The organism is Pseudoalteromonas sp. RW-H-Ap-1 (assembly GCF_048318575.1).
Taxonomy (GTDB): Bacteria; Pseudomonadota; Gammaproteobacteria; order Enterobacterales; family Alteromonadaceae; genus Pseudoalteromonas.
In genome coordinates, this window is the sequence record NZ_CP166996.1 from 2,906,947 (window position 1) to 2,925,236 (window position 18,290).

Sequence of the window (18,290 nt, forward strand, 5' to 3'; positions counted from 1 at the left end):
ATCCTCGCTCTGCTAATTTTTATAAAACCGCGGTTAAAGCGTAAACTTACCTAGTAAATCCCTTAAAATATTCGACTCTTTATTTAAGCCACTACAAAGCTGCTCTGACTTTTTCATATTTTCTTTGGTTTGCTCTGCCGAGTCGGAAATCATCACAATATTTTGGCTAATTTCTGAGGTTGCTAACGTTTGCTCTCGCGTCGCGGTAGCCACTGAGTTATTTAACTCGCTTAACAGTACAATTTCCTGTGAAATACCATTTAATGTATGGCCTGTTTCTTTTAATCGCTCGGCATTTTCTAAGGTGTTTTTGCTGCCCAATTCAATCGCAGTTACCGTGCTTGAAGCTTTAGCATTTAACGAAGCAATCATCTCATTAATTTGCTCTGTAGACTCCGCAGTACGCTGTGCAAGCGTTCTCACTTCATCAGCAACTACTGCAAAGCCACGCCCTTGCTCGCCAGCTCTCGCCAGCTCTCGCCGCTTCAATTGCCGCATTTAACGCCAATAAGTTAGTTTGCTCAGAAATCCCTTTAATAACATCCAATACATGAGAAATTGATTTAATCTCTGTCGAGAGCTCTAACACTGAGGCCACAGAATTGGCCATCGATGCTTCCAGCTGCTCCATTTGTTTAATTGTACTTTGCACAAAATCAACGCCTTTATGCGTAGTCTCTTCGGTTTTAGTAGCAATATCAGCCGCATTGCTGGCACTGCCAGAAATATCTTGAACCGTAACTTCCATCTCATTAACCGCTGCCGCCACAGTTTGTGTACTCGATGACTGTACCTCAGCTAAATTAGCCGCTCCTTGTACTTGCTCAAGTACATCTTGGGAAATACCTTTAACATGAATTGCCGACTCAGAAACCTGTTTAAACATATAATGTAACTGCTCTAAAAACAGGTTAAATTTAATCGCTAAATCAGAAATTTCATTATTATCGTCATTAGGAAGTCGCGCCGTTAAATCGCCATCTTTTTCTGTTAACGCATTCACTGCTGAAGTAATGTTTTCGATTGGCCTAAATATTTGCCCTACCAACACGCGTGCTAACGCTAAACCTACAAGCGCAATAATTACACCAAAAATGATATTAGTACTAATAGCGCTATTAATTGGGCCATATAATTGCTCTTGGGGAATTTCAGCGACTAAGTGCCAGCCTAATGAGTTTACTGGCGTACTTGAAACAACATAGTCATCACCATCAATTACTTTACTTTGAATTGCCCCATTTTTAATCGGCGCCAAGTCAACTGATTGCCCTATTTTAGTTTTATCACCATGCAACATAATCTCGCCACTACCAGAGGCCAAATAAACTATACCGCCCTCACCTATTCTATATTCGCTTATGAGATCCACCATAGAATCGAGCGAACGGCCTATTCCGGCAATTCCTTGACGTTGCCCATCAAGCTCTATGGCATAATTAATAAATACCATTACCTCAGAGCTGCCTTTATCTATGTCTAGCGCGACTTCAAATGGCCTATCCGATGCTAAAAAAGCATCAAACCAAGAATCACTACTGTCTATCTGTCTGGAAATACCCTCATCGGTGTAATAGTTGCGGGAGTTTTTAGAAATAATAAATGCGTTACTGGCTTGGTTTTTATTTTTTATATGTTTGAGGTAATCAATAAATTTACCGCGGCTTTGCGCATCTTCATTATTATTCATCCATTGTTCTACAAATAAGTTTTGCGCTATTTCCTTGCCTACAATAATGGGTGTAGAAAGCTCCAATTCAATTTGGCTTTTCACTTCACTAAGCGCAGTAGGTAAATCTACTTTAGCTAGCTTTTCTTCTGTATTTGAGCGAATACTATTGGAAAATATTAGAGTAGATATTGCTAAAGGAGCAACAACAGCCAGAATAAGACTGAGGTATACTTTTCGTTTCAATAACATAGAGCACCTAAGAAGTAACTAAGCGAAATTTTATATACTGCACACAATTAACAGTAGCGATATTAAAGGTTATTAAGTAAAGATTTTTATAATAAAACCCCATAACACTTTAATAGTAGATTCAACTGTGTTTATTGCAATGTATTCAATAGAATTAATACAGAAATCAGTGCACTGGTAAGAAAATACAGTTAGCCAACTTTAGCGGCTGTTTTCAAAGTTAATTATCCTCAGATAGAAGTACTTAAGCCGCTTGCTTAGAACTTTTTGTAGGTTCACGTCTAATTATTGCTTAGATCAAAAACTGGTAATCTTGATGCATTTTTTTATTTAAAAATAGCGCGGCAATTTCAGTTAGTAAATATCCACTTGAAAATGGCGGAAAAATCAGAGCGGAAGAAACTTAAATCAAAGCTAAGTTATTCCAAAGCTTTTTAAACTTAGCGTTTTAATGGCTATGAACCTTGCTATTTAACCTGCTAAGTATAAAGAAGCGTAGTATTCTGAGCTAGAAACTGTCTAATGAAAAAAGGGAAGTCCAACTTTTCCGATAAAGAGATTGTCTAGATAAATTCAATGGAACACATTTAGCTACTTAACCTATAATAAATTTTGTGTTTTACTAAATAGATGGATAAAAAAACAACAAATAAGGATTGTAAAATGCAAATTGATTTACACCACGGTATGACATGGGTTATAGCAAGAGCTGCTGGATTTTCGGTAGAAGAAGCTACTATTATTGCTCACGCCTCTCAATATGTGGATGATGCAACAAACTATGGTCATATAGAGTTCAGTAACGGCGCTGCGTATGAACGTATAGCTACAGCTCATAAAATGTTAGATTATAAAAACCTAGACAGCTTGAAGAATATGAAAGTCTGGGTACCATTCCATTTTCTTCCTGGCAACGGTGGCCTACCTGCTGGTCAAAACCCATCTGGAACATTCATTAAAAAGCTGGTGTGTAAACCTGGTTCTTATATTGCTAAAGATATGATTGATGAATGTATTGCAGAAAAAAATCGACCTTATGGTTTACATCGATTAGGTATTACCTCTCATGTTTTTATTGATACTTGGGGGCATCAAGGCTTTGCAGGAGTCAATCATGATGTTAATAAAGTTGAAAATATTTTAGATCGGAATGGACACCCAGAGCTTGAGCTTATGGAACGAGTTTCAGGTTTCTTTTCTAATATTTTTCAAGATGATATACCTAGCCTAGGCCATGGCCAAGCACTTTCTAATCCAGATCTCCCCCATCAAGAGTGGAGCTATACCAATGGATTAGGGGAAGAGGTAGTGAGAAATAATACTGTAGACTTCTTAATAGCTGCAAATGAGTTATGTAAAGCCTATCAAAGGTACTTAGATATTGAAGAAAATGGACTACCTGATGAGTTAGAACTTAAAATATCTGAGTGCTTTACAGAGTTTGATATGAACGATGGCGAAGCTCGCCACGAGCTATGGCTAAAAGCAATTGAAAACGATAGATTTAACTTAGGTGCATATACCCTTGATTATATAGCTAAAGGAGAAGGTTCATGGAAACATCAAGCTTTAGGGACCACTCTAGCTAATGGTGATGAAGACAAATATGAATTCACTGCCGACTTCATGACATCAAACTGGAAGTATTTTCATGATGCAGCAAAAAAGCATAAATTAACAATTATCGATGATATTTTACCTCAATACGGGATTTGTGTAGGTTAATTTAGAAGCTTTGGGTAGCTTAGGAGCAAAACCTACTACCCTTAATTAACTAATTATATAAAAGATAAATGCTACTAAAGGGATGAATGGCCTCACCTCAACTTTTTTGTATAGTTCTAAAAGTAGCATTACTCCGGAAATTAGGCCTTTCAATTTTACGGTTGGATAATAGTTCTCAAGGCATCATGAGCAGCGGCCTTGAGATAGGCGACTCTGTGAGTCGTCCCTATCTCTTCGAGTAGGTACGACTAGACTACAATTGATTTTCAGAAAAACCTCATAAAAATAAGGGGGTTTTCTGGATCAATATTTAGAAAGCTCAGGTATAGTTAAAATCATTAGCTGCACACTAGTTCCGTCGACTCTACAGACGACCTCTACCTAGGTGGCCGTAGGCTTAATGGTACAATCGGGCGTTGCCCAAGAGGTGAGTAATCCACATAGATGTTTTTAGGGTTTTTAACATCTTCCATCTCTAAGGATAGTCGTATCTCGATTGGTACGCTGCTATAGTTTTGACTATAAACGTCACAAGTGTGCAGCTACTTTCATGGAAATATGACAAAGAAGATTCCTTAGCAAGAAACAATAGATCAAAGCTATTAATCTATGAAAATACTAATCTGATCTTCAAGAAAAACCCCTTCTTCTATCATCTCTTGTTTGGTATCTGTAGGTGAGTTAGTAAAGAAAACCACTTTCAAATTTAACTCAGCTCTGGAAAAGCAAACGTAAGCAAGCTTATATGTTCTAGAAAGCTGCCCCTCAGTACCTGAACCACTAACTTTAGGTGATAACATTTTAGTAAAACTATATTGATTCCATGCAGCTTCAACATCATCAAATACAGTTATTATATTAGGGTACTCCTCACCTTTGACACCATGCTGGGTACTGTAGGCCGTGTTGTCATTAATAAAGTGAAAATAATTGATAAGTTCTCTGGTTTTCATTGAAAAAAGTTATCAGCTAACCAATTCCCTTTCTCTCTCTGGTGAAGCTCTTCATCATACTCTATGTCTAGAGGCCATCTATCAAGAGCTTCAAAAAGATGTTCTGACGCTCTTAGCAAATCTGAAGTCAAAGCAAACTTAAGTATTTCTCCGATTGTTTTTTCTTCCCACATGGTATTTAAAGATTCTATAGAATCTTTAGCAAACTCAATCATTTTTTTTATGGATTTTGAGTTATTACTCCCTTCAGGATCAAAAGCGGGACTATGCTGCCTTAAAATTGATAGTGCCTTAACAGCATTGCCTGCTCTATATAACTCGAGTACAGGTATCATTACTTGAGTGAAAGGCCTTAGAAGATAGTGCTCTCCTGATTCATAAGCATCTTGTGCATACGTAGAAGCAAACTCTCCAGTAAAAAGCTTATGAAGTCTTTCAAAACCTTGCCTCCTAGCAATCATTTGTCTAACTAGGAATAAATGCTTTACGTCATCTTTATCTTGCCAACCAAATTCTTTAAGAATCTCCTCATATTTTTTAGCGACTTTATCAAGCTGCTCATCACTGTACCTATTCCTAGGGCCATCAGGCCTCTCAGACTGAATGAGATATAAGTGAACACTCCCCTTAACGTTTGCGTTTGAACCACTAGGGACTTGTTTAATATCAGTCCTGTATCGATTCAACAAATGGATTACTTCTGTCGAGCATCTATAGTTTTCTTGCTTCTTAATTACTGTTGAGCCTTGCGGACCATTAAAGCTCCCAATACCACGATCATAAATTTGCTGTACAGGATCTCCAAAATAACCAATCACAGGTAAACCTTCTGAAGAACAAACAGCATTTAAAGCAACCACTATTTCTTCAAAAGTATCCTGTGCTTCATCTATAAAAATATAGGGATATCTTTGGCCTATAATTTTCTGAAACAAAATATTGTTTTTGATCAAATATCCTGCGGCTTTGATAATATCATCATGACTTAATTCCCCTTCGAGATAATTACTAAAAGCTGAGAGACTGTCATATTTAAATATTTTCACCGAATCAATGTGTTCAAGAACATTTTCATATTTTTGAATTTTAGCGCGCGCTGAAATAGCTGATTTCGTGTCTTTACCGGTATCTTTCGCTCTCTGCTTTTCAAGCTCTGCTGGTATTATAAATTCGACTAAGCATGCTTTGATACTACTAGTAAAACGTTTTATTTGAGACCACAAAAAGCTGTGTAAAGTAGAAACCTCAAAAATTTCATCCCAGCCTAGCCGCTCAGATATCACATCCACAGCCCTGTTTGTGAAAGTTATACAAGCAATTTGCTGACTCTCTCTTCTTAACATTGCACCATACTTTTCTCGAACATAATCGAGAGTTAAAACAAGTGATGTTGTTTTTCCTGAGCCAGCCCCTGCAATTACAGAAAAACTATTACAACTATCAATACATTTTCGAATACAATGATCTGCTTCTGTTGGAACTATTTTTTTTGTTGTAAGTCAAGCATTATTCAATTTCCTCATTAATAGGTTTTGAATTAAGCTTTCCTTCTAGCCATTGAAGTCCATCAGCGATGTATTTCGGAGTATTCCACCCACTTTCAGAAACAATAAGATTTATAGCAAACTCAGTCTTTTTGAATGACGAAGATTTAACTTCTTCGAATATCATTCTGTGATCATCTTCCGCATTACCAGTAAATTCGATTTCACTCTCTAAATCTGAGTTCCTAAATGCCGCAATATTTTCATAAATAATTGTTTCTTCTAGCGTTCGCCCATGCATAAGTACACTTTCACCATAACAGGTTGTAAGCGAAGGTCCCTGATAAGAAATAAAAGCTTGTTTTTTAGCGACAAGAACATCATCTTGAGTAAGCTCAATTAAGTCTGATATTTTGTCTTTATTAAGGAAGTACTTAATTGAAGAGTTTGATGTAACGGCACCATCAAGGTTTGCCATACAAGCTTTTCGGCTTGCTTCAGGGTCGACTGAATCAATGTCGGTTATAACTAGGTACGGTACCCCTAAGAACTCTAATAATCCGGCGAAACGACTGGCATAGGCCCCACCAACTTCTAAAGTTGTAATATAATTGCGTTCTAAAGAAGGAGCTGATTTTCTTATCATTTCTGGTAAAAGCAACTTTTCTGCTGCACCTTCAATCAAAATAGCAGCATCGGCAAAAAATAGGTCGCAATGAGTAATTCGTAAATATTTTTTTAGGAATTTAAGTACCTCAGTTTTATCAGGCATATCACCGTTAGCTGAAGGTGTATCAGGAGAAAAACTCCTCATACTGAGCACCTTTGAAGAATTTAAGATACATGCATTTACTTGATCCTGATTATCAGATAAACAACGCTTAAAATATCTAACTTTTTCAAATTCAATTTTATCAAGAATATGTGAAGAGTGAGTCGTGATACATAGCTGAGGCTCTTTTTTTTGCTCATCTTGATTTTTAGCAACATCTGAAATAATAGTCCAAACATTTGCAATAAATGTTTGTTGAACTTGGGAGTGTAAATGAACTTCCGGCTCTTCAATAAATATAAGTTGGCATAAGGGCCTGTTATTCTCTGTAGTTATCCACTGAAGGTAGAAATGACTTACTTGAATAGCAATATAAACTAGGTTTTTGAACCCTAAACCATTGTAAGCTTCTGGTAATTGATGTTGGCTTTCATTATCTATGTAAAGTAACTCTGTATTACCCTGTAAAGCTGTTTCAGGGCTTAGCGATGATACAAGACGAAGACTTCTATCATTCACAGATGGGACTCCAAGATTACCCAAGATCCCCATCAAACCCCTAAAGCTTGTTTCATAATGGTGGCTAAGGTTTTGATTGTTCTCGTCTATAACCCTATTAGCCTCCTCATTAATTTCAGGTTGTTGCAGATTATTTTTATAATATGCTCCAAAAGCACTCGAAAGCTTGTTCGATTTAGCTAACTCTTGATCATCCATATTCCTCTGAGCGTCTACAAAGTCGACTCGTAAAATTGATGAAAGGGTTTTTCTTGCTTCATCTGCATCAAGGTGGTGAATAGCATAGTCTTGGTCCGTTTCCTCCAACACAAAGTACCTTAATTGCAAATACTTTGACATATTTCCGGGTGCACTGAGATATTCTGAAAGGCTTTTTGTTCGTTCGCCTTGTTCGTTAACTGGAACTATTTCTTGATATTCTTTTTTTAGTTTTTCTTTATCAAATACAACTAGCTCAATTCTTATTCCAATATTGGTGATAAGTGTTGTTAATTGAGGTATCAAATTAATAACTCGCCCATACTCTGTATCAGGATCGATGATGAACCACATGTCCATTTTAATAGCAGGGAAAGACACAACTTCTCCCTTACCAAAATTATCTATTAAATTAATTTGAGATGAAGAAAAGTCATGTATTTTAAATTGACGAGTCTTTAAAAAGAGTTTGAATGCGGTTGTAGCTGATGTTTTTCCGCAATTATTAGGCCCAACGAAAAGGGTTTCTCTACCTTCAAAGTCTATTTCAACACTTTCAAGCCGACGAAAATTGTTAAGGCAAACTCTTTTGAGTTTCATATGTCATCCATGAACTAACGGTTTATATTAATGTTAGATTCAGATTTACATAAAAACCCAAACTTTAAAAGTAAAATAATTCAAGGCTTAGCAGGTATAGTTATTCCCACTAGTGGTTGTTGATACCTAAAGAAATCAATCAATTAATAATATTTTCAATCTTTAAGGAATATATAAGTCGTTTAATTTGCTATATTGAAAAGTAGCACAGAGGTAGCACAGGGTAATTTCTGTTAGTAGGTGTTTACTTGGGAAGCTTGTAAAAGTGGTGGCCCCTCCCAGACTCGAACTGGGGACCTAACGATTATGAGTCGTGTGCTCTAACCAACTGAGCTAAGGGGCCAACTTTGTATAACTGTAAGCAGTTAATTTTTGAAGCGTTTAGCCACAGAGCGACTAAAGCGGGTTGCAGTATAAAAAGTTTTTAGGGGCTTGTCACTAGCAAAAAGCTTTATTTTAACAATCAAGGGGCTAACTGCTCAAATAGTAGGCTTTTAGATTTATTGATGGTGACTTCGAGGAAACGAGCTCATTAAATAATAGTAGTCTGAGTAACTAATACACATACCTTACGATGGCAATTAGCAACTCAGTATTAAATGTATTACTACGATATGGCGTTATTTTTTGGCAATAATATAAATCGCATGAATTAATCCTGGGAAATAGCCGAGCAAGGTTAGCAGAATATTTAACCAAAAGTGCATCCCTAGCCCCACCTGTAAAAATACACCCAGTGGTGGTAATAAAATAGAAAAAATAATTCTGATGATATCCATAATTTAACCCTTCTAACGTTAGCAAAGCAAAAAGCCCAGCAAGGCTGGGCTTTTAGTATAGTGTATTATTCTGCAATAACAGTTAATTCATCAACTACTTTGCGAACATCTTCAGCGTTCTTAGCAATTTCCATCGCTAATTGCTTTTCAGCATCAGACTCAACTGAACCTTTAAGAGTTACTACACCATTATCGGTATCAACATCAATGTCTGTACCACCTACTTCAGAATCAAATAAGTAACGAGTTGTGATGACTGTTGTGATTTTGGCATCAGTTAAATCACTTTCCGTGTCGTTACCCATCATTTTAGAATCATGCTTCTTCATGTCGGTGTTTTTTACCACAGTCAGACTGTTTTCAACGTCAGTTACACCATCTAAGCTTAGCACGAGTTCTTCAGCAAGCTCTTTATCTACATCGCTGTTTACTTTACCTGTTAGCATTACCTTGCCGTTTTTTACGTCCGTGTTGATATCAAAGTTGTTTAGATTGGTGTTCATCAGCAGTACTGTTTCTGCCTTTCCATCAATCCAAGCATCTTTGCTTTCGTTTTCCCAGCTGCTTGCTTGAGCGCCCATTGCGGTTGTTCCTAATACTAGGGCTGCAATCATAGACTTATTAAATGTTTTCATAATCGTTCTCCATTTGATTAAAGACACTCTAACTAATGCGAACATCGGGCCAACTATTTTTACACTTAAATTTCAATGACTTAAATTAAAACTACCGATACTAACTTAAACCTACAAAGTAAACATTTACAGACCATTGCGTAAAACTTTCTCGAATAGCGAAACTTACTAAATAATTGTATATTTGGTTAATCTGTCGTTAATATAATAAAGAACGAAGAAACAAAAAACATAAAGCACTGATTTTAAATAAATTAATATTTGGTATAAGGCTTGCTTTGAAATAGCCAGCAACCTTAAAAGGATAATTTAAATGTCTGTTAAAATTGAAGACCGCCCTATCGAGCAAGTTCGTGAGCAAGTAATTGATCAACTCATTTATAATTACAGCCATGGTGTCATTTCTGTAGAAGCATTTGAAAGGCGCTTAGACGATGCAATGGCAGCGAGTAACAATAACGCGCTTATGGCACTTGTTGAAGATTTAACCTTAAATACTGACCAGCAATATAAGGCACAAAAGCACTCGCAGTTTGCACCTAACTATGGTGCGCAGCATGAGGGGAGTGAAGAGCCACTTACATTAAGAAGCATTCTTGGTTCAAGTGAACGAAGCGGCCAATGGGTAGTGCCTCAAAAAATTTATATAGAAAACTACATGGGGTCAATCAATCTTGATTTTACGGATGCTATTTTTACCCACCAACATGTCACTATTCACGTTAATTGTTACCTTGGCAGCGAAGAAATATATGTACCAGAGCACGTTAATGTAGTTTCTAAAATGTTTTGTATTTTAGGCAGTTTTGAAAATAAAACAATTTCACTCAATAAACGCCAAGGGCCAACGATTCAAATTGAAGGAAAAACTGTTTTAGGCTCTGTGGAAGTTAAAGTTAAACGCACTATTAAAGAAAAATTTATTAGCTTTGCAAATGATCTAAAAACTCAACTTGGCATGAATGGTAAACATTATTAAATATGCTAAACATTTGATGAAGCCAAAATAGTTGGCTTCATTCATATTATAAGTCGTTATTTCGCTCACTAGGTACATCACTCATGTACTCTACAAACTCAATCTCAAATCCTGCGGGATCAATGTAATAAATGTTCTTTCTAAATGGATTTACAGCGCCTTGCTTACTTATTTCAAAGCCTCCATGCTTTAAGCGCGCTATTACTGCATTTAAGTTATTGGTTACATAGGCAAAGTGTGCCAAACCAATTTGATGCCCTGATAAGTCACGGTTTTTCCCTTCACCGTGATCACTTATAGCAATATATTGATCGTTATCACCAAAATGTACCCAGCGCCTTGCTTTACCATACCAGGTTCCTTCTCCCTCACTTCTAATTGACCAATAGGGAAACGCTGCTTGGTAAAACTTAAGCATGGCGTTTATATCACTGACAACTAAATTTACGTGTTCTAATTTCATAATTTTCTTCCTGTTAATTGAATATAGAACATCATAAAACCTCAAGCTCACTTTAGGTAAAGCGCTAATTTACAAATTTATTGCTTGTTTTTATTTCGATAAATATATCGAAAGATCATACCTGTACAAAAAACACTCACAAGTATTTAGGCTTTATGGTTTACTTTATGACAAAAACCGCTAAAATACGCCGGCTTAAATATATAAACGTTCTTTTACAACCCAAAGGTAATACCATGCATCCAATGTTAAACATTGCGGTTCGCGCTGCGCGTAACGCAGGCAAACTTATTCTTCGTGCAAGTGAAGATTTATCAAAAGTTGAAGTGCAACAAAAAGGCACCAACGATTTAGTTACTAACATTGATAAAGAAGCCGAAGCCGTAATTCGTGACACTATTTTACGTTCTTACCCTGATCACTGCATCGTTGGTGAAGAGTTAGGCGAACACAAAGGTAAGGATGCTGATTACCAATGGATTGTTGACCCACTTGATGGCACAACTAACTTCATCAAGGGTATCCCTCATTTCGCAGTATCTATTGCACTTAAAGTTAAAGGTCGTTTAGACCAAGCCGTAATTTACGATCCAATTCGTGGCGAGCTTTTCACTGCTTCTCGCGGTCAAGGCGCACAGTTAAACAGCAAACGTTTACGTGTATCTAAAACGGTTGAACTTGCTGGTTCTGTTCTTGCAACAGGTTTTCCTTTCAAACAAAAACATCACTTAGATGCATACTCTGAAGCGTTTAAAGCGTTATTTGTTCACACAGCTGATATTCGTCGTGCAGGCTCTGCTTCGCTAGATATGGCGTATGTTGCAGCGGGTCGTGTTGATGGCTTCTTTGAAATTGGTTTAAAACCTTGGGATACAGCAGCAGGCGAGCTATTAGTTAAAGAAGCTGGCGGCATGATTGTTGATTTTGCTGGCGGTAATAACTACAACGTGAGCGGTAACGTAATCTGTGGTGCACCTAAGCTAACACAGGCGATTGTTCGCGAAATGCGCCCAGTATTATCTGAGTCGTTATTACGTTAATCGTAATTGCGTACTAAAAAAGGAGCCTAGGCTCCTTTTTTGCTTTTTGTTAGCCACTTTTTTTACTATTGGATAAACGTACAATAGCGGGAGCAGGCCTTCTTCGATTACATATAAATAAGTAGCTGTGACGATAACGTTTTGCTTCTTTTTTAGCATCTGTCGCTAATGCCGCTACTTGATGACTATTTTTGCACTGCTGCAGATCAGGCTCAACTAAACCTATCGATAATGTAAGTAAAGGTACAAACTGCTTTTCGCCCTCTCGATTAGTTGCCCAATACCCTTTTCCAGCAATATGCTCTGGCGTAAAAAACACGCGTGACTGTAGTTCAAATTGCGTGATAATAGTATTACAAATCTCCACCGCATCTTTTTTTTCAAACACCACCATAAAGTCATCGCCGCCAATATGCCCGACAAAGTTAGCGCTGTGCGCACACGCTTTTACAGTCACATCGGCCAGAAGTTTTATTACGCTGTCACCACTGGCATAGCCATACAAATCGTTAAATTGTTTAAAGTGATTTAAATCGATATAGGCTAGTGAAAATGGCTGTTTATGTTGCAGACGCTGCTCTATTACCTCACTAATTGCCACATTACCCGGTAACATGGTCAAAGGGTTAGCATGTTGAGCGTGGCGGATTTTTTCTGCTGTAATGTGCTTTAGTATGTCTCTGAGCGGTGCCAAGCCTAAATATTTATTGTTGCAGGTGATAACAATATGGCGACGAATATCAAAGTCTTGCTCTGTTATTTGCTGGGAGACAATATCAAGCATTTGATTTTCATCAACCACCAAAGGTTGTTTATCCATTAACTCTGTGACTTCACATTTATCATAAAGTGCATGCCCATAAGGCGCGGCAAACACTTCTGTTAGCTGATCTTTGTGTAACAGTCCTATTGGCTGCTGACTGCTATTTAATACCGGTAAGCTGATTATGCTTTTGTCTTGCTCAAAAAGTGCATGAGCTTCTTTACAACGCGTATGACTACTAATAGCAGGCTGAGTAACAGCAAGCACACCTATTGCCATTGATTGCTCAAACTTTGAGGCGGCTTGGGTCGAAGTGAGCGATTGTAACTGTTTATAGTTGTAGTCATAACTTGGCTGTTGACTCGGTCTTTCTAAAAAGAACCCCTGAACATGACTTATGCCTATACTTTTAACTAAATCTAGCTCTTCGGAACGTTCAATTCCCTCTGCAATCACCGCTGTATTTGTTGCCCGTGCTAACACCAAAATTGATTTTAGAAATTCTTTTTTAACTTCGCTTTGATCGCAATGATCAATAAAGTAACGATCAATTTTTACAATATCTGGGCATAACTGCGACCATTGCTTTAGTCCTGAATAACCTGCACCGAGGTCGTCAATAGCAATCGTAAAGCCCAGCTCTCGATAATGCGCGATGGTTTTTAACAGTAAAAAACCATCATCTACCTTTTCTTGTTCAGTTACCTCAATCACCACTCGATTGGCAGCAAGACCAAACTGTTCAATTAAATGTAAGGTTTCGCCTTTAGGGTGGCTCGGATCGAGTAGAATTTTTGGGCTGACATTTAAAAACAACTTCCCTTGCAGACTGAGTTTTACAAAATTTTCAATGGCGCGAGAACGACATAAAAGCTCAAGCTCTGAAATCAATTGGTATTTATAAGCCGCTTCGAAGAGCTTATTTGGCATGGCTAACGGACCATTTTTAGGGCCACGGCTAAGCGCTTCATACCCAATAATAGATTGCTTAGCTATATCGAAAATAGGTTGGAACAAGGTTGTTATTGCTCCTTGTTGTAAAATTGATTCTAAGACTTGTCGTTGCTCTGTCACTACTAGCTCGGATAAAAATTTAATAAGAGCAATAAAATACCAACTGAGTATGACTATTATGTGACTTATCTAGGAGGCAATAAAAAACCGCTCACTATGAAGTGACCCCCAATAGTTGGACATTCCAATTACTGGGGGTCTTTTTATGTCCAAACATCACCGAGCTTTCAAGCTCAAAATAGCTGAACTCGCTTTGTCTGAAAGCTCTTCGGCGGTAAGTAACAGATTTAATGTTACAGACAGGCAGGTCCGATATTGGACCGCTATTTATCGAATTCATGGCGCTGAAAGCTTCAGGTCTGTTCACAAACCTTATTCTCTAGCATTTAAGGCTGAAGTGTTAAAAGCGATGACAGCAAACAGTTGGTCACTCGGTTATACCAGTGCTTTCTTCGATTTATCGTCCCCAGGCATTCTTTTTCAATGGCAAAAGCTTTATGCTCGTGATGGTATATCACGTCTTAAACCACAGAGAAAAGGTAAGCCATTCATGACAAATAATTCTTCTTCATCAAAACTAGTAGAGCAAATGACTGAGGAGGAGTTACGAGAAGAACTAGCATACTTACGAGCTGAGAATGATGTGCTAAAAAAGTTAGAAGCCTTGGCTCAAGCCAGAAAGAAAAAAGCAAAGACAAAACGATAGTCGTCGAAGAGTTCAAGGCAAAGCATAGCTTACGACACCTTTTAAAGGCTACAGGGCTGCCAAAGAGTGTTTACTATTATCATCGCACTACTTGTAAGCAACCCTGTGCAAGCAATGATTTACTGGTAAAAATACGTGATATTTATCACGCGCATAAAGGGCGATATGGCTATCGCAGAATTACGAGTGCCCTGAGAGCAATGGGAGTATTTGTTAATCATAAGCGCGTTCAACGGTTGATGAATGAGTTAGGACTCAAGTCAAAAGTAAGGCCTAAGCGCTATAAATCCTATAAAGGTGAAGTGGGTAAAATCGCAGAAAATACGCTTAACCGCGAGTTTACTGCGCAGAAGCCAAATCAAAAATGGGTGACGGATGTGACGGAGTTTAAAGTGGATAATGAGAAGGTATATCTATCGCCTATGATTGACCTATTCAACCAAGAGGTAATCAGTTACGAAGTCAGAAAATCCGTTGCACTCCCTTTGGTAACTGACATGCTTAAAACAGCAACTGCTAGGTTGAAGCCAAATGAAAAGCCAGTTGTACACTCAGATCAAGGGTGGCAATATCAAAACAAACAATATCAAAATCACCTTAAGGAAAAAGGATTGCAACAAAGTATGTCTAGAAAAGGAAATTGTTTAGATAATGCGGTTGCTGAGAACTTCTTCGGCATATTGAAGAGCGAGATGTACCACAACGAAACGTTTAAAGACGTGAATGATCTTATTGAAAACATTAAAGAATATATCCACTATTACAACAATGAGCGTATTAAACTGAAACTAAAAGGCCTGAGTCCGATACAGTATCGAAATCAGGCCTTGGCAGCCGCTTAGAAATGAGTCCAACTTTATGGGGTCACTTCACTAGGAGCGGTTTTGTTTTAAAAATAGTTTAATCTCAATTAAGGCATTGGATCTAAATCAGCGCCTTCTTTTTCAATCACTTCTGGTATTAAATCTTCTTTACTTACGCCCATGGCAATAGCCACCGAGCTGGCAACGTAAACTGAAGAGTAAGTACCAATAAACACACCAAATAGTAGTGCAGTAGCAAAGCCATGAATGGTTTGACCGCCCCATACAAATAACGCAATCAGTACTAAAATAGTCGTGATTGAGGTTACTAAGGTACGGTTAAGTGTTTGCGTAAGCGAGATATCAATAATTTCAATCGTGTCGTCAATACGCACTTTGCGGAAGTTTTCACGAATACGGTCTGATACAACAATGGTATCGTTTAGTGAATAACCTATCACGGCAAGTATTGCTGCCAAAATAGTTAAGTCAAACTCTAAACCAAGCACCGAGAATAAACCAATCGTAATGATTACATCGTGTAAAAGCGCGCCAACTGCGCCCACAGCAAAACGCCATTCAAAGCGAAACGCCACATAAATTAAGATACAAATAAGTGCAGTTAACATGGCAAGGCCACCCTGCTCTTTTAAGTCTTCACCTACGCTTGGGCCTACAAACTCAATACGGCGCATTACTACGCTATCATCGGCTTGTTTAAGTGCTGCAATTACTTGGTTACCAATCACTTCTGCTTTTACATCATCACCACGAGGGGCTAAGCGAACCAGTATTTCTTGGCTTGAGCCAAAAAGCTGTACCGATGCATCAGCAAAATCATTTTCAGCTAGTACATTACGTACTTTTTTCAGATCGGCTGGTTGCGAAAAACCCACCTCAACCGCTGTACCGCCGGTAAAATCTAAGCCGAAATTTAAGCCTTTAACAAAAAGTGACGTCAGCGACGCTATAATTAATAGCGTAGAAAAGCCCATTGCCACTTTTCGAAGAGACATGAAACGAAGGGTTTTACCGCCCAATCTTAAAATTTGCATGTCTGCTCCTTAAATTGAAAGTTTATCAACACGTTTACCGCCAATAAATAGGTTGATAACCGCACGGGTACCTATAATTGCTGTAAACATAGAGGTTAAAATACCAATTGCTAGGGTTACCGCAAAACCAGCAACAGGACCGGTACCAACAGCAAACAAGATAATCGCCGCAATTAATGTGGTGATATTGGCATCAAAAATAGTACTAAAGGCGCTATCATAACCAAAATGAACCGCTTGTTGAGGGCTGCGGCCATCGGCTAGCTCTTCACGAATACGTTCAAATATAAGTACGTTCGCATCAACGGCCATACCAACTGTCAGTACAATACCAGCTATACCCGGTAAGGTAAGCGTTGCACCAGGAATTAATGACATAACACCAATAATAAGTACTAAGTTGGCAGCCAGTGCAATATTCGCAACAAGGCCAAAACCTTTGTAGTAAATAAGCATAAAGGCCAGTACAAACGCAAAGCCAAGGGCTACAGCAGTCATACCTGCTTCAATGTTTTCTTGACCTAGGCTTGGCCCAACCGTACGTTCTTCTACAATTTGAATAGGCGCAACCAATGCACCAGCACGTAGAAGTAAGCTTAAGTTATGCGCTTCAGCTGGGTTATCAATACCGGTAATACGGAATGAACGGTCAAGACGCGCTTGAATGGTTGCTACGTTAATAACTTCTTCCACTTTAATTGGCGGAAGTGCTTTACCGTCACTATCTTTTTTACCCGATGGCTTGTATTCAATAAACACGGTAGCCATACGTTTACCAATAGCACGCTTGGTGAAGGCATTCATTTTTGCCCCACCTTTACTATCGAGTTTAATGCTTACTTGTGGACGCTGGTACTCATCTGCACCTGACTGCGCGCCAGTAATATGGCTACCTTCAAGAATAATGCGTTTTTTTAGTACTACAGGATAACCATCACGGCTCATGATCATTTCAGTACCCGGTGGGATACGACCTTGAGCAGCAGCGCTTATGTCAGCATTTTCGTCAACTTCACGAAACTCAAGTGTTGCCGTAGCACCTAAAATTTCTTTAGCGCGAGCGGTATCTTGAATCCCTGGCAATTGCACAATAATACGTTCAGCACCTTGGCGCTGTACGTTTGGCTCTGCAACCCCAATTTGGTTGATTCGGTTACGAATAATAGTTTCGTTCTGCTTGATAGCATAGTCACGAATTTCTTTTAGCTTTAGCTCACTCATAGTGGCAAAGAATGCGTTATCGTTACTGCTATCATCAATGTAAACGTTTAATGGGTAACGGCTTTCTAAAAAGCGCTCTGCAGCGTCTTTATCTTCTTCGTTACGCATTTCTACACGCATACGCTCAGAGCCAGCTACACGGCGCACACTACGATAACGTAGTTTTTCTTCGCGCAGGTCGCTACGGAAATCTTGCTCCATTTGCTCTAACTGATTATCCACCGCAGTGACCATATCGATTTCCATGGTGAAATGCACACCACCACTTAAATCTAGGCCTAACTTCATAGGATTACCGCCCAACGACTTTAACCAAGCCGGTTGTGCAGGAGCCATATTAATCGCTGAAATATAATCGCTGCTAAGCGAGTTACGCAGTAAGTCTTGCGCTTTTAGTTGGTCTTCAACATTTTTAAAACGAACAAGAATTTGCCCATCTTCGAGCTTTGTCGATTTAGCGCTTACGTTATCTTTTTTGAGGATTGCGTTTACTTTGTCTACAACACTGAGGTCAACATCGGTGCCTTTAGCGCCAGAAACCTGTATGGCCGGATCGCGGCCATACAGGTTTGGTGAAGCATATAAAAGGCCAATGGCTAACACAGCTAAAACAAGTAAATACTTCCAAATTGGAAACTTGTTTAACACGGGGTCGTCCTT

16 protein-coding genes and 1 tRNA gene are annotated in these 18,290 nt (G+C 38.5%); 5 read left to right on the top strand and 12 right to left on the bottom strand.

What is annotated here, in order from left to right; translation table 11 throughout:
- Positions 1-33: 33 nt before the first annotated feature.
- Together AB8618_RS13855 and AB8618_RS13860 are read right to left on the bottom strand one after the other, a co-directional pair.
- Positions 34-498, bottom strand: a complete 465-nt coding sequence (locus tag AB8618_RS13855) for a methyl-accepting chemotaxis protein (protein WP_413400846.1) — start codon at positions 496-498, stop codon at positions 34-36.
- Positions 428-1,921, bottom strand: a complete 1,494-nt coding sequence (locus AB8618_RS13860; RefSeq protein WP_413400847.1) for a methyl-accepting chemotaxis protein — start codon at positions 1,919-1,921, stop codon at positions 428-430. The genes AB8618_RS13855 and AB8618_RS13860 overlap by 71 nt, the downstream gene beginning before the upstream one ends.
- 663 nt (positions 1,922-2,584) lie before the next feature.
- Here AB8618_RS13860 and AB8618_RS13865 point away from each other — a divergent pair.
- Entirely contained in the window at positions 2,585-3,646 is a 1,062-nt protein-coding gene (locus AB8618_RS13865; protein ID WP_409423996.1) for a DUF6765 family protein, read from the top strand.
- A gap of 602 nt (positions 3,647-4,248) precedes the next feature.
- Here AB8618_RS13865 and AB8618_RS13870 read toward each other — a convergent pair.
- The 6 genes from AB8618_RS13870 to AB8618_RS13895 form a co-directional block, all read right to left on the bottom strand.
- Entirely contained in the window at positions 4,249-4,599 is a 351-nt protein-coding gene (locus AB8618_RS13870; protein ID WP_409423997.1) for a hypothetical protein, read from the bottom strand.
- Positions 4,596-6,083: a UvrD-helicase domain-containing protein gene (locus AB8618_RS13875; RefSeq protein WP_409425595.1), complete on the bottom strand. Its 1,488-nt coding sequence runs from the start codon at positions 6,081-6,083 to the stop codon at positions 4,596-4,598. Before AB8618_RS13875 ends, AB8618_RS13870 begins: the two co-directional genes overlap by 4 nt.
- A 22-nt stretch (positions 6,084-6,105) precedes the next feature.
- A complete protein-coding gene (locus AB8618_RS13880; RefSeq protein WP_409423998.1) occupies positions 6,106-8,172 on the bottom strand; it encodes an ATP-dependent nuclease in 2,067 nt (688 codons plus the stop codon).
- A 266-nt stretch (positions 8,173-8,438) separates the two neighbouring features.
- Positions 8,439-8,515, bottom strand: a tRNA-Ile gene (locus AB8618_RS13885).
- A gap of 277 nt (positions 8,516-8,792) precedes the next feature.
- A complete protein-coding gene (locus tag AB8618_RS13890; RefSeq protein WP_008466367.1) occupies positions 8,793-8,951 on the bottom strand; it encodes a YqaE/Pmp3 family membrane protein in 159 nt (52 codons plus the stop codon).
- Between the two features lie 65 nt (positions 8,952-9,016).
- The gene (locus AB8618_RS13895) at positions 9,017-9,586 is read right to left on the bottom strand and encodes a BON domain-containing protein (protein WP_008466365.1); all 570 of its coding nucleotides are present in this window, start codon (positions 9,584-9,586) and stop codon (positions 9,017-9,019) included.
- Positions 9,587-9,899: 313 nt separating this feature from the next.
- Here AB8618_RS13895 and AB8618_RS13900 point away from each other — a divergent pair, with 313 nt between their 5' ends.
- Positions 9,900-10,565, top strand: coding sequence for a LiaF domain-containing protein (locus tag AB8618_RS13900; RefSeq protein ID WP_413400849.1), 666 nt, complete (start codon positions 9,900-9,902; stop codon positions 10,563-10,565).
- A gap of 46 nt (positions 10,566-10,611) precedes the next feature.
- Here the strand turns inward: AB8618_RS13900 and AB8618_RS13905 are convergent, their stop codons facing one another.
- Positions 10,612-11,028: a VOC family protein gene (locus AB8618_RS13905; protein ID WP_413400850.1), complete on the bottom strand. Its 417-nt coding sequence runs from the start codon at positions 11,026-11,028 to the stop codon at positions 10,612-10,614.
- Positions 11,029-11,264: 236 nt separating this feature from the next.
- Here AB8618_RS13905 and suhB point away from each other — a divergent pair, with 236 nt between their 5' ends.
- Positions 11,265-12,068 (top strand): inositol-1-monophosphatase, encoded by an 804-nt coding sequence (gene suhB / locus AB8618_RS13910; protein ID WP_054202669.1) that lies wholly within the window; start codon positions 11,265-11,267, stop codon positions 12,066-12,068.
- Positions 12,069-12,117: 49 nt separating this feature from the next.
- Here suhB and AB8618_RS13915 read toward each other — a convergent pair whose 3' ends face one another.
- Positions 12,118-13,905: a GGDEF domain-containing protein gene (locus tag AB8618_RS13915; protein WP_413400851.1), complete on the bottom strand. Its 1,788-nt coding sequence runs from the start codon at positions 13,903-13,905 to the stop codon at positions 12,118-12,120.
- Positions 13,906-14,050: 145 nt separating this feature from the next.
- Here AB8618_RS13915 and AB8618_RS13920 point away from each other — a divergent pair, with 145 nt between their 5' ends.
- Both AB8618_RS13920 and AB8618_RS13925 read left to right on the top strand, forming a co-directional pair.
- Entirely contained in the window at positions 14,051-14,551 is a 501-nt protein-coding gene (locus tag AB8618_RS13920; RefSeq protein WP_409424004.1) for a transposase, read from the top strand.
- Positions 14,548-15,393: an IS3 family transposase gene (locus tag AB8618_RS13925; RefSeq protein WP_409425547.1), complete on the top strand. Its 846-nt coding sequence runs from the start codon at positions 14,548-14,550 to the stop codon at positions 15,391-15,393. Before AB8618_RS13920 ends, AB8618_RS13925 begins: the two co-directional genes overlap by 4 nt.
- Before the next feature lie 68 nt (positions 15,394-15,461).
- Here the strand turns inward: AB8618_RS13925 and secF are convergent, their stop codons facing one another.
- Together secF and secD are read right to left on the bottom strand one after the other, a co-directional pair.
- Positions 15,462-16,409, bottom strand: a complete 948-nt coding sequence (gene secF, locus AB8618_RS13930) for a protein translocase subunit SecF (protein ID WP_413400852.1) — start codon at positions 16,407-16,409, stop codon at positions 15,462-15,464.
- A 9-nt stretch (positions 16,410-16,418) separates the two neighbouring features.
- Positions 16,419-18,278, bottom strand: coding sequence for a protein translocase subunit SecD (gene secD, locus AB8618_RS13935; RefSeq protein WP_413400853.1), 1,860 nt, complete (start codon positions 18,276-18,278; stop codon positions 16,419-16,421).
- Positions 18,279-18,290 lie beyond the last annotated feature (12 nt).

Bases quoted from the DNA above. Each gene is read 5' to 3' on its own strand.
- AB8618_RS13870 (WP_409423997.1), bottom strand. From the start codon at position 4,599: ATGAAAACCAGAGAACTTATCAATTATTTTCACTTTATTAATGACAAC.
- suhB (WP_054202669.1), top strand. From the start codon at position 11,265: ATGCATCCAATGTTAAACATTGCGGTTCGCGCTGCGCGTAACGCAGGC.
- AB8618_RS13865 (WP_409423996.1), top strand. From the start codon at position 2,585: ATGCAAATTGATTTACACCACGGTATGACATGGGTTATAGCAAGAGCT.
- AB8618_RS13860 (WP_413400847.1), bottom strand. From the start codon at position 1,921: ATGTTATTGAAACGAAAAGTATACCTCAGTCTTATTCTGGCTGTTGTT.
- AB8618_RS13855 (WP_413400846.1), bottom strand. From the start codon at position 498: ATGCGGCAATTGAAGCGGCGAGAGCTGGCGAGAGCTGGCGAGCAAGGG.
- AB8618_RS13905 (WP_413400850.1), bottom strand. From the start codon at position 11,028: ATGAAATTAGAACACGTAAATTTAGTTGTCAGTGATATAAACGCCATG.
- AB8618_RS13895 (WP_008466365.1), bottom strand. From the start codon at position 9,586: ATGAAAACATTTAATAAGTCTATGATTGCAGCCCTAGTATTAGGAACA.
- AB8618_RS13880 (WP_409423998.1), bottom strand. From the start codon at position 8,172: ATGAAACTCAAAAGAGTTTGCCTTAACAATTTTCGTCGGCTTGAAAGT.
- AB8618_RS13920 (WP_409424004.1), top strand. From the start codon at position 14,051: ATGTCCAAACATCACCGAGCTTTCAAGCTCAAAATAGCTGAACTCGCT.
- secF (WP_413400852.1), bottom strand. From the start codon at position 16,409: ATGCAAATTTTAAGATTGGGCGGTAAAACCCTTCGTTTCATGTCTCTT.
- AB8618_RS13890 (WP_008466367.1), bottom strand. From the start codon at position 8,951: ATGGATATCATCAGAATTATTTTTTCTATTTTATTACCACCACTGGGT.
- AB8618_RS13900 (WP_413400849.1), top strand. From the start codon at position 9,900: ATGTCTGTTAAAATTGAAGACCGCCCTATCGAGCAAGTTCGTGAGCAA.